Genomic DNA, 12,596 nt, shown 5'->3' with positions numbered 1-12,596 from the left:
CTAAAGGATTGCTTTCTTTTTATCGAATATTGTGTCGATAGTTAGGATTAATCTGTGATAACAAGTTTATTTGTCGAAATTATTTGATTGTCATCAATTAACTGAATGAAATATGTTCCGTTTGGTAAATTGTCACGGTTAAAACTAATTGTATTGCCAAATTTGATAGTTAAGGAAGTTATTTGTTTTACTGATTGTCCGTATAAGTTATAGAATGTCAATCTAGGATTTTTCAAAATATTGCTAGTTTGTAAAGTTGCATAAGTAGAAAAAGGATTGGGAAAAACAAACATTTCTTTAGAATAACCAGCAGTCTCATTTATTGATACACTGTTGGTATTATTATATCTAACTACTGCTATATGTGTAGGATAATAATGCACAGGGCCATTGTTGCTAAAACCCGCTGCAACAATTTTACCATCATTCTGTATGGCAATAGAAAATGCACCATCATCACCATTTCCAATATCTGTAAACACTTTTCCATCTGTATCAAAGATGTTATCTAAACTGCCATCAGTGTTGTAACGCATTAAAGCAAAACTATGGTTGCTTTGACCCGCTGCAATAATTTTGTTATCACTTTGTATAACAATTGAATGTGCAACATCTTTTGAATTTCCAACAGCCGTAGTCACTTTTCCATCTGTACCAAAGTTGTTGTCTAAACTGCCATTTGTGTTAAAACGTACTAAAGCAAAATCAAGATTAGAACCATTTCCGCTATATCCAGCCGCTACAATTTTACCATCACTTTGTATAACAATAGAATATGCAAGATCACCAAAAGTACCAATATCTGTGGTTACTTTTCCATCTTTATCAAAGCTGTTGTCTAAACTGCCATTTATGTTGTAACGCACTAAAGCAAAACGAAAATCAGTGCCATTCTGTTTATGTCCACTATATCCAGCCGCTACAATTTTGCCATCACTCTGTATGACAACAGAATATGCACCATTTAAAGCACTACCATTAACAATTGTAGTCACTTTTCCATCCGAATCAAAGCTGCTGTCTAGGCTGCCATTTGTGTTATAACGAACTAAAGCAAAATCACTATAAGATTCATTTCTACTTTCTCCTGCCACAACAATTTTGCCATCACTTTGTATGGTTAATGAATTTCCATAATCATTAGAAGTTCCAAAAGATGTAATCACTTTTCCATCTGCATCAAAGCTGCTGTCTAGGCTGCCATTTGTATTGTAACGTAACAAAGCAAAATCATAGTTAGAACCATTGTTGCTATAACCCGCTACTACAATTTTGCCATCACTTTGCAAAGATATTGAACGTCCATAATCATCAAATCCAAAATCTGTTATCACTATTCCATTTGAATTAAAGCTACTATCTAAGCTGCCATTTGTATTATAACGTATTAAAGTAAAATCCTCATTAGAACCATTGTTGGAATAACCAACTACCAAAATTTTACCATCACTTTGTATGGCTATTGAGTAACCATAATTATCATAATTACCGACAGCTGTAACGACCTTGCCATCATTATCAAAGCTAAGGTCTAATGAAACAGACTGAGAGTATAAAGTATTAAACAATGCGAAACATACTGCAAGTATTAACATTTTTGTAATAATAGTAATTTGTGGTTTCATGGTGTTATTTATTTTATCTTGAAGATATTATTTAGGAACGATTTATTTTTAATATTATTATTTGCTTTCGGATCCCCTTTTTTATGGCATTGACCTCGAAATGAAATGAGTTAACTCTTTTTGAAATTTTATAAAGTTAAAAAAATATTCCATTTACCTAATTGCCTGAATCTAAAAATAAAGAACTAGGTCAATGATATTAATTTTGATTGGTTTTATATTTAATAAATTGAATTATTTTGGTCTTACATTAGAATATTCTCCATTATGCAAGTTTGGTGTGATTGTACTAATGTTGTCTTTTTCCAAATAGGCATAATCATTTTTCTTGCATTTGAATTAACTGTTTTTCCTCTCTCTTTGCAGAATGCCATTTTTTTAAAAAAAGTGAATTAATTAACTCGATTTTTAATTTCAAATTGTGTTTGTAGTATTCCTAAGTTTAAATGAAAATTAATATACTGAACTTGGTCTTCAAGAACTTATTATTTTATCTAATTATTTTACTGTTTATACCAATCAATGTTATAAATTAAATTGTTTTGATCAAGCAAATTCACTTAATCCATCAAAATCAATTTTGGGAATTATAGTCATTATAGATGCACGACTTGCTCCGATAATATTCATTAGATTGTTTCTTACTTAAAGGATATTCTAAATGTATTTGAGGTTTGCGACGAATAATTTGCAATAATTTGTTCTCCAAGTTTGTTGTGAATATTGAATACAAATTTTTTTATATTTTGTATATTTGAATAGGTATCAGCAAACTGATGATGACTATATTCTTGTAGATTTTCAATCCTACATTCATTTGACTTTTTCAAATTTCTGATTATTCAAAATAGGGGTGGGACAATATGTTCAGAATTATGCACTTTGAAAATTGACTGTTGTTTTTATCACATTTCAACAACCATAAGACAAGCAAGACCAATAATATAGAAGATCAGTTGAAAACCACTCTTTATGCTCCTATAGCTGCCAATCGAAAACATCCTAGTATTAACATTTCAAAATGAGCAGAATGGGAACATGTAGCACTTGTTAAAATCAAAGTGTTGCGCAACTTGAGTCAACATGAGTGGGTCTCTTTGCTCTGTATTTTGTGAGTCAATGTGCTCCAGATTATGCAGTATAAGAGTTATTTTTAATCAAACAGGACAATTTAATCCAGTTTATGCAACAAGATTTCATGAAATAAAGTGTAGTTTTACTTTGAACCCTGCAAGATTGAGTTATTATTATTCATTTATGTTCAGTCTTCAGCACCATTCATTTAAATGAAATCAATTATTTCAATTATAAAATTGACTCAATTGTTCAATTCAAAATTAGAGCGAACCTTTAAAATTCCAATAGTTTAATTTCTATTTTCCCTTCTTTCCTGAGGCCATATTTTTATTTCCACCACCTCGTTTCTGTGAAAAATTTGGTCCTTTGAATTTGGAAATGTTTTTATTGTGATTAAAACCTGGATGGGTTAAATTACTACTTTTAGCCTTAGGCACGATTTTAGTCACAGGTTTTGGTGTCTCTTCTACGTTTTCACTATCCTTAATTTTGTCTAGATTCTCTTCTGTCATGGCTTGAATTTTTTTAATAGTTGAACAAAGTTAAAACAAAATATTTGATCATAATATACTCCATATATTAAAATGATCCTGTTATTAAATAAATATTACTGGCGAGCCTTTTGGCTTCATACTTTAAATCATACAATTTTGTATTTATTTCGATCACGTCGAATTGTATTTGTCTGAATTCAACAATTCCAATACTTTGAAACTGTAGTTTTTGGACCGCAATATTAAGGTTCTCCTGAGCTAATGCTAAATTTTTCTTGGTGATTTCAATTTGCTCAATTAAGGAAAGGTAACTCTGATAATTTTGTCTGAGGATCATTCTTGAATTATCCAATAATTCTTCAAGGCTTATTTCTTTTTTCCTAATTTGAAGATCAGCAACTCTGGAGTGTCTGCGTATATAGCCACCATTATATATAGGTATTGAAATATTTATGAGCCCTTGGGGACCATAACTTTGATTCAAAAGGCTAAATCCTGCTTCATTTTGACTTCTATTAAAATTATATGCGGCTATTAAATTGACATTGGGATATTTTAAAGCATTAATTTCTTTCTTGTTCAGTTTTGTAATTTCAAGGTCTTTATAGGCCATTAATAGTTCGGGACTTTGATTTGATAATTGAATTAAATAATCATTCAAAGGAGCAAGTGGAATTAATTGAATGGAATCTTGAATTTGTCTTTTGTCTTCCACTGTTCTGCCCATTAAATGTTCCAACAAACTTTTTTTATTTTGTTGATCACGAGTTAGATTCAATTGTAGGTTCAGCAATTCATTATGATCTATTTGTGCAGCAATTAATTCTGGTTTTCCCGTCGTACCTAGATCAAATTTTTTTTGTTGTATACCCAATCTAATATCTGCTATGTTTATTTGTTCTTTAACAACCCCAATTTGTTCTTGCAATCTAAGAATATCAGTATAGGTCAATATTATATTATATATTAATTCATTGATTGACTGTTTTACATTTAAACTTCCAATGTCTTGTAATTGCTTTAGTTTTTCTTTGGTGGCAAATACTTTGAATCCGTTGAATACATTCCAGTTTAATTTTAAATCAGCATTACTGTTTTTGAACAATACATTATTGGAGTGAATATTGGTTCCATTCGATAATTTTTGGTCTAAATTATTGGATGAAATGGATGGGTTCATTGATGCTATGATCTCAGGATAAGCTCCTGCATTGACCCAATGATTATTGATTTCAGCAATTTCTTCATCTTGTTTGATCATTTTTATACCAAGATTATTTTGGACCCCCTCCATAATGGCTTGATCCAGACTAAGTAAATTAGACTGTCCCATTAAGTTTATTCCACAGAATAAATACACGACTAAATTAAAGATCTTCATTTATTGGATCTTTTTTGGATGAAAGAAATAAATACATGGCAGGAACAATAAAAAGTGTCAATAATAGGGCAAAAATAATTCCACCAATAATGACTACGCCTAATGGTACACGACTCGCCGATGCGGCACCAAATGATAGTGCTAAGGGCAAGGCTCCAAGTGCCATAGCAAGACTTGTCATAAGTATAGGTCTCATTCGTTGGGTTGCGGCTTCTAATATGGCTACATTTTTTTCTATTCCCAGCATTCTTTTTTTATTGGCAAAATCAACAATCAAAATGCCGTTTTTCGTAACCAAACCTATTAGCATAATCATTCCAATCTGGGAAAAAATATTTATAGTTAAATCAAAAAACCACAGAGAAAATAATGCTCCAGCCATAGCTAATGGAACCGTGATCATAATAATGATCGGATCACTAAAACTTTCAAACTGTGCAGCCAAGATTAAAAAAATTAATATTAATGCTAATATAAATGCGAATCCAACATTACTTGAACTTTCTTTAAAATCTCTTGATGGTCCTGAGAGTGCCGTGGAAAAACTAGGATCTAATAATTTTTTGCCAATATCCTCCATAGCTTTTATTCCTTCACCTAAAGATTTGCCTGATGCAAGCCCAGCAGAAATTGTGGCCGATTTGTATCGATTAAAATGATAAATAGTTGGTGTTGAAGTCGCTTCATTCAACGTTACCAGATTATCTAAAGCGATTAATTGTCCTGATTTACTTTTGACATATAACAATTTGAGATCAGCAGGTTCATCGCGCTCATTTTTTTCAATTTGACCAATCACCTGATATTGTTTCCCATCTTTAGTAAAATAACCGACACGTCGATTGCTATACGCTAATTGAATAGTTTGACCAATTTCCTCAATACTTACTCCCAATGAAGCAGCTTTTGGACGATCAATTTCAACATGTAATTCTGGTTTATTGAATTTCAAATCTACATCCACTTGTTGGAATACCGGGTTCTTATTAGCCTCTTCTATAAATTTTGGAAGGATTTCTTTGATCTTATTAAAATCTACATGTTGTATTACAAATTGAACAGGAAGTCCACCTCTTCTATTTACGGAAATGGTTTGTTCTTGAATTGGAAATGCTTTTCCTTCTGGGAATTTAGATAAACTTTTACTAACCACTTGTACAATTTGATCCTGACTGCGTTGACGCTTATTTGGATCACACAACACAACTCTAATAAATCCTGTATTTACAGCACCTGAGCCAATAAAAGAAGGGGCGGTAACACTAAGTATAATGTTTTTTTCCGGGACGGACTCTAATAAAAATTGACTTAACTTATCAATATACTGATCCATATATTCGTAGGAACTTCCTTCTGGTGCTGTCAAGGATAACCTGAATTGACTTCGATCTTCCAGAGGAGCCAATTCTGATTTTAAATTTTTTCCAAAATAATAGATAGATCCAAAACAAACCAATAGAACGACCCAAGCTAAAATTTTAGTCCTTAAAAAAAATCTTAAAGAACCATGATAAGATTCTTCTAACCAAATATAAAAGGGCTCTGTCTTTCTGTAAAACCATGAATGGGAAAAAACTTTTCGACTGAATTTAACATTGAGAATCGGAGTCAAGGTCAACGACACAAACGCAGAAATAAGTACTGCTCCAGCCACAACGATTCCAAATTCTCTGAACAATCGGCCCACGAAACCTTCAAGAAAAATAATGGGAAGAAATACAACAGCTAAGGTTATTGATGTTGAGATCACTGCAAAATAAATTTCCTGAGAACCTTCCCGGGCAGCTTTATACTTACCCATGCCGGCTTCCATTTTTTTAAATATATTCTCTGTTACGACAATACCATCATCAACTACAAGTCCTGTAGCTAATACAATTGCCAATAACGTGAGTACATTTATCGTAAACCCACACAAATACATAATAAAAAAAGATCCAATTAAGGAAACGGGAATATCTATTAATGGCCTGATCGCAATTAACCAATCTCTAAAAAATAAGAACACTATTAAAATGACAAGTATTATAGATATGATTAAAGTTTCCTTGACTTCTAGTATAGATTGCTTGATAAACTTAGCCTGATCAAGTGCTATGTTAATCTCAAATTCCTTGGGTAAGTCTTTTTTGATTTGTTCATAACGCTTATAAAATTCATCAGAAATAGCAACATAATTAGCTCCTGGCTGTGGAGATAATGCCATACCGATCATGGGTACACCACTTTCTTTAAGTACGGTTTCTTCATTTTCCGGGCCAAGAACTGCTTCCCCAATGTCTTTGATTCTAATCTCAGATCCACCAAGATTCTTGATGATTAATTGATTAAAATCTTCTTCTGTTTGTAATCTTCCAAATGTTCTAACGGATAACTCACTCGTATTTCCAGATATTTTTCCTGCGGGCATCTCAATATTCTCCTTAATCAAGGCTTCTTGAATATCTTGAACAGTAAGCCCAAATGCATTCAACTTAACTGGATCCATCCAGATGCGCATCGCATATTTTTTCTCACCCCAAATCATAATACTACTCACCCCAGGAATAGTTTGAAGCTTTTCTAATAAATTATTGTTTGCAAATTCAGTAAGTTCCAATTGGTTTTTCGTATCACTTTTGACGGTCATGGACAAAATCGATTCAGAGCTAGCATCGGCCTTACTTACTACAGGTGGTGCATCTAAATCAGAAGGTAAATTTCGAATGGCTTGTGCTACTTTATCCCTAACATCATTAGCTGCTGATTCCATGTCTTCATTCAGCTCAAATTCAACATTTATGCTGCTTGATCCTTGACTACTTAATGAGGTAATATTTTTAATTCCGGCAATCCCATTGATGGCTTTCTCTAATGGTTCAGATATTTGTGATTCAATGATATCTGCATTGGCACCTGGATAATTTGTTTTTATGGATACTGTAGGAGGATCAATGGCCGGAAAATCTCTAACACCTAAAAATCTAAATCCAATGATACCGAATAAAACAATTACAATATTCATGACCACTGCAAACACTGGTCTTCTCAAACTAAAATGGGAAATATTCATAGTATTCCAGTTATTCGGTCAATGGATTTAAAGCAACTTTTGAATTGGGCTTAATGGATAATAGACCACTGATGAGTATCGTATCACCTACGGATAGTCCCGAGACAATCTGAATTTTTGATGAGTCTCTCATTCCCAGAATAACTTTTTGGAATACAACATTCCCCCCTTTATAGACAATTACTTTCTTATCCCTAGCTTGAGGAATAACAGCTTGTGTGGGAATCATGAGTGCTTTATTATTAGGATCAAATTCAAATAATACATTTGCAAAATTTCCGGGCTTAATGAACCCATCATTATTATCTACCAAAGCTCTAACTTTAAGTGATCGACTATTAATTTCAATACCAGTCTCCATAGCTATAATGCGAGCCTTATAGATTTTATTACTGCCATTACAAGTAAATTGTATTGGATCCCCAATTTTTATTTTATTGATATTTTTTTCGTTTAATAAAAATTCCAATTTCAACTGGTTAACCTGACTAATAGTGGTTAATATCGTTTGAGGAGTAATGTAAGCCCCAAAGCTTATTGATCGCAGTCCTAATCTTCCAGCATATGGTGCTTTGATTTTGGTTTTCTCTATTTGAGATGCAATAATTTCAATATCTGCTTTTAAATTATTTAATTCAAGTAGTGACATTTCATATTCTTGTTGCCCAATGCCTTTAATCTGTAATAACTCAGATTGTCGCTTTTCGGTATTTTGTGCAATTTGTAATTGGATTTTTAACTTTTTTAATCTTGCTTGCAATTCCTCATCATTTACACTTGCTAATAAAAATCCAGAAGGTACCGTGGCTCCTTCTTTAATATTAAGAAAGGTAATCCGACCGGATACTTCAGATTGGATATCTGTTGATTCAAATGGAATTATGTTTCCAGGTGTAGAAACAGATTCGGACAATGTACTTTCTTTAACAATATATCCATCTGCTGTCATTGCCCGTACAGCTGTTGTCGAACTATTTGGACCTTCTGCAGTTTTTGATTCTTTACAGGACACCCAACACAATAGGTTCAAGAATAATATATATGATAAATAACGATTCATATGTTTTTCCTCTTTAAAGACACTTAGTCCCAGATTTTATTTTGTTTCTTAATCTAACAAGAATAAACTGGTTTAGTTTTTCAATATAAGTTGAGAGTAATACAAAAAAAATAGCCCCACAATTTTGTAGGGCTATAAATTTTAAATAGGCAAATAATTAAACTATGCTTGTCTAACGTTTACTGCATTTAATCCTTTTCTTCCTTCCTCAAGGTCAAAAGTTACTTCGTCGTTTTCTCTAATCTTATCGACTATTCCATTAACGTGTACAAAATACTCTTTACTTGATTCTGAATCCTTAATGAAACCAAAACCTTTGGCATCATTGAAAAACTTAACAATTCCTTTACTCATTATATAAAAATTTAAATTTAATAATCAAAGGTAACATATAATTCATGGGAAAAGTCCAATATGCCCTAAAATTAACAGCAAATTATCAAAATAACTGGCAATTTGCCTATTTTTAAATACTTATATCAAATTATTATAATATCTTTTTATGCTAAATCGATACTATATCCAAGTACACAATCTTCAAATAAATCCATTTTTTCTTCAAATGTTGAATTGACCAATTCAATTGATTTTGACAAAGTCTCTGTACAAATTAATTGTTTATGAGCCTCTAATGCAGAAAGTATTGATGCATGAGATTCCAATTGTACCTTAATGCGATCTGTAATTTGATAATCTTTCAGTTTTCGAATATTTTGAATTCTATTGATCAATTCGCGAGCCGTTCCTTCAGCTAACAACGCATCCGTTATACTGATATCTAATGCTACAGTAATATGATCACTCGTACCAACTAACCAACCTGGGATATCTTCTGAAATAATTTCCACATCATCTTTCCCAATTTCGTAAGAAAGTCCATCAACAACAATTTGAATGGAATGGCCCGTCTGCAAAACGTCCAATTGACTTGCTTCAAGATCTTGAATGATAGTTATAGCGGCTTGCATATTCTTACCCAATTTTTTCCCAAGATTTCTAAAATTAGGTTTGGCTTTACGAACAATAATATTATCTTGATTGGTGATAAAATTAATCTCCTTAATGTTAACTTCTGCTTTAATTAATTCTTCAATTTTAATAATATCCAATTTCATCTGATCAGCAATGATTGGAATTAATATTTGTTTTAAAGGTTGTCTTACACGGATTTTTTGACCTTTTCGCAATGAAAGTACTAATGAAGAGATGTTCTGAGCAAGCTCCATTCTTCGCTCCATGGCTAAATCTATCCATCCTTCATTACAAACTGGTAAGTCTGTTAGATGAACTGAAATTGCATTCGAATTCGATTGACCAGATGGTTCATGTTGAAGGGTAAGTCCTCTGTAAAGCCATTCTCCAAAAAATGGTGCAAAGGGTGCTATCAATTGACTCACTGTATATAAACATTCATATAAAGTTTCAAATGCAGCCTTCTTTTCTATAGTCGAATCGGTTCTCCAAAAACGTTTTCGCGACAATCTAACATGCCAATTTGATAAATCATTTCCAACAAAAATTTCTACAAGCCGAGTAGCCTGTGTTGGTTCGTAATCATCCATAAACTTACGATACCCTTTGATCAAAGATTGTAATTTAGAAATGATCCATTGATCCAATTCTGGCCTTTCCTGTATTGGAACTTTGCTTTGGTGGTCCATTTTGAATTGGTCTACATTAGCATATATTGCAAAGAAATTATAAGTATTGAATAATGTTCCAAAAAACTTATTGCGAACCTCCATAATTCCATCGAGATCAAATTTTAAATTCTCCCACGGATCAGCATTACTCACCATATACCATCTTGGAGCATCTGCACCGAAGGTGTTTATAGTTTCAAAAGGATCGACAACATTTCCTTTGCGTTTTGACATTTTTTCACCATTCTTGTCAAGAACTAGGCCATTTGAAACCACGGTTTTATAAGCTACACTATCAAATACCAACCCAGCTATAGCATGCAAAGTATAAAACCATCCACGAGTTTGGTCAACCCCCTCTGCAATAAAATCAGCTGGAAATAATTTACCCTCGAGTTTTTCTCCCGAGAATGGATAATGTATCTGTGCATAAGGCATAGCTCCACTATCAAACCAAACATCAATGAGATCAGTTTCGCGTACCAATTTTTCATTTCCGTCATCACTCACTAAAACGATTTCATCAATAAAAGGACGATGTAAATCTTTTGGCAATGTTTGTTTTAAATTGAATTTGACATTTGCTTTATTAATTTCTTCCGCTAACATGGCCATTGAACCAATGCATTTAGTAACGGTACCACTTTCATTTCTCCATATAGGTAATGGAATTCCCCAAAATCGGGATCTAGACAAATTCCAATCTTGAAGATTCTCTAACCAATTTCCAAAACGACCAGTACCGGTAGATTCTGGTTTCCAATTAATGGTTTTGTTGAGTTCTACCAAACGATCCTTTTTGGAAGTCACATTGATAAACCAACTGTCTAATGGATAATACAAAATAGGTTTATCTGTCCGCCAGCAATGCGGATAATTGTGGGAATATTTCTGAGCATTAAGTAATTTACCTTCTTTCTTTAATTTAATAATCAATCTTTCGTCAACCGATAAGTATCGGTCTAATCCAAGTCGAATTTTTTCACTTTCTTTTTCTTCAATAGACAAATAATCTTCCTTTACATATTCATGCGCAAAATCATATACTTCATCTGTGAATCGACCTTGTTTATCCACTAAAGTTAGCGCTCCAATGCCATTCTTTTTAGCCACTCTCATATCATCTGCTCCAAAGGATGGGGCAATATGTACAATACCGGTACCATCTTCGGTAGAAACAAAATCTCCACTTATTACTTCATAAGATTTACCCTCTGAAGGTCTAGCATAATTAAATAACGGTTCATATTTTAAGCCTACCAAATCAATCCCAGTAATCTCATCTAGAAGTATTTTATAATGAATTAATTTATCAATAGGTTCGGGAAGTTCTTCATTAGAAGCATATTCATGTTCTGGCTTAAACCATTTTGAAACTAAAGCCTGTGCCATGACAATATAATTTTTATCCTTAGTGTATGGATTCCAGGTTTCAACCAAACAATATTTAATTTTTTCTCCAACAGCCAAGGCAGTATTACTTGGCAAGGTCCAAGGTGTAGTAGTCCAGGCAGCAATGGATATAGGGAAATGTTTAAAGATTAATTGTTGTTTTTCATTATATGATGATACATCAACTTGAAATAATGCCACTGCTGATAAATCTTTAACTTCGCGATAACATCCTGGTTGATTTACTTCATGGGAACTTAATCCAGTTCCGGCAGCCGGTGAGTAAGGTTGAATGGTATAACCTTTATACAATAAATTTTTATCGAATATTTCTTTCAATAAATACCAAACAGATTCAATATACTCATTTTCAAAAGTCATATAAGGATGATCTAAATCAACCCAATAACCCATTTTTCTGGTCAGATCATCCCATTCATTTTTATAACGCATGACCGTTGCTTTGCATTTAGCATTATAATCTTCAATAGAAATAGTTATTCCTATGTCTTCTTTGGTTATTCCCAATTCTTTTTCGACACTTAATTCAATGGGTAATCCATGGGTGTCCCATCCACCTTTTCGATGTACTTGTTTGCCAATCAATGTTTGATATCTACAAAAAATATCTTTCACTGCCCGACCCATAACATGATGGATGCCTGGTTTTCCATTAGCTGATGGAGGTCCCTCATAAAATACAAATGTTGGAGCGCCTTGACGATTTGATACACTCTTATCAAAGATTTTATGATCTTCCCAAAAGCTTAATATTTCTTTGTCAATATCTGGTAAACTTAAACTTTTAATGACTTGATACATACCCAATAAAATTAAAATAAGTCGCAAAGATAATTGAAACAGACCAAAAG

The 12,596-nt window shown here is 32.8% G+C and carries 7 protein-coding genes; all 7 read right to left on the bottom strand.

Annotated elements, in window-relative coordinates; all coding sequences use genetic code 11:
• Positions 1-47 precede the first annotated feature (47 nt).
• Positions 48-1,625: a T9SS type A sorting domain-containing protein gene (locus tag IPK88_04945; protein ID MBK8242752.1), complete on the bottom strand. Its 1,578-nt coding sequence runs from the start codon at positions 1,623-1,625 to the stop codon at positions 48-50.
• Between the two features lie 1,373 nt (positions 1,626-2,998).
• Positions 2,999-3,214: a hypothetical protein gene (locus tag IPK88_04940; GenBank protein MBK8242751.1), complete on the bottom strand. Its 216-nt coding sequence runs from the start codon at positions 3,212-3,214 to the stop codon at positions 2,999-3,001.
• Between the two features lie 67 nt (positions 3,215-3,281).
• Positions 3,282-4,577 (bottom strand): TolC family protein, encoded by a 1,296-nt coding sequence (locus IPK88_04935; GenBank protein ID MBK8242750.1) that lies wholly within the window; start codon positions 4,575-4,577, stop codon positions 3,282-3,284.
• Positions 4,564-7,629, bottom strand: coding sequence for an efflux RND transporter permease subunit (locus IPK88_04930; GenBank protein MBK8242749.1), 3,066 nt, complete (start codon positions 7,627-7,629; stop codon positions 4,564-4,566). The genes IPK88_04935 and IPK88_04930 overlap by 14 nt, the downstream gene beginning before the upstream one ends.
• 10 nt (positions 7,630-7,639) lie before the next feature.
• A complete protein-coding gene (locus IPK88_04925) occupies positions 7,640-8,689 on the bottom strand; it encodes an efflux RND transporter periplasmic adaptor subunit (GenBank protein ID MBK8242748.1) in 1,050 nt (349 codons plus the stop codon).
• Between the two features lie 162 nt (positions 8,690-8,851).
• Positions 8,852-9,043, bottom strand: coding sequence for a cold shock domain-containing protein (locus IPK88_04920; GenBank protein MBK8242747.1), 192 nt, complete (start codon positions 9,041-9,043; stop codon positions 8,852-8,854).
• A 146-nt stretch (positions 9,044-9,189) separates the two neighbouring features.
• Positions 9,190-12,546: an isoleucine--tRNA ligase gene (locus tag IPK88_04915; GenBank protein MBK8242746.1), complete on the bottom strand. Its 3,357-nt coding sequence runs from the start codon at positions 12,544-12,546 to the stop codon at positions 9,190-9,192.
• Between the last annotated feature and the right edge of the window lie 50 nt (positions 12,547-12,596).

This window comes from Candidatus Defluviibacterium haderslevense (assembly GCA_016712225.1).
Lineage (GTDB): Bacteria > Bacteroidota > Bacteroidia > Chitinophagales > Saprospiraceae > Vicinibacter > Vicinibacter haderslevensis.
This window is presented reverse-complemented; position numbering and strand designations above follow the sequence as displayed.

Bases quoted from the DNA above. Each gene is read 5' to 3' on its own strand.
- IPK88_04945 (MBK8242752.1), bottom strand. From the start codon at position 1,625: ATGAAACCACAAATTACTATTATTACAAAAATGTTAATACTTGCAGTA.
- IPK88_04940 (MBK8242751.1), bottom strand. From the start codon at position 3,214: ATGACAGAAGAGAATCTAGACAAAATTAAGGATAGTGAAAACGTAGAA.
- IPK88_04935 (MBK8242750.1), bottom strand. From the start codon at position 4,577: ATGAAGATCTTTAATTTAGTCGTGTATTTATTCTGTGGAATAAACTTA.
- IPK88_04930 (MBK8242749.1), bottom strand. From the start codon at position 7,629: ATGAATATTTCCCATTTTAGTTTGAGAAGACCAGTGTTTGCAGTGGTC.
- IPK88_04925 (MBK8242748.1), bottom strand. From the start codon at position 8,689: ATGAATCGTTATTTATCATATATATTATTCTTGAACCTATTGTGTTGG.
- IPK88_04920 (MBK8242747.1), bottom strand. From the start codon at position 9,043: ATGAGTAAAGGAATTGTTAAGTTTTTCAATGATGCCAAAGGTTTTGGT.
- IPK88_04915 (MBK8242746.1), bottom strand. From the start codon at position 12,546: ATGTATCAAGTCATTAAAAGTTTAAGTTTACCAGATATTGACAAAGAA.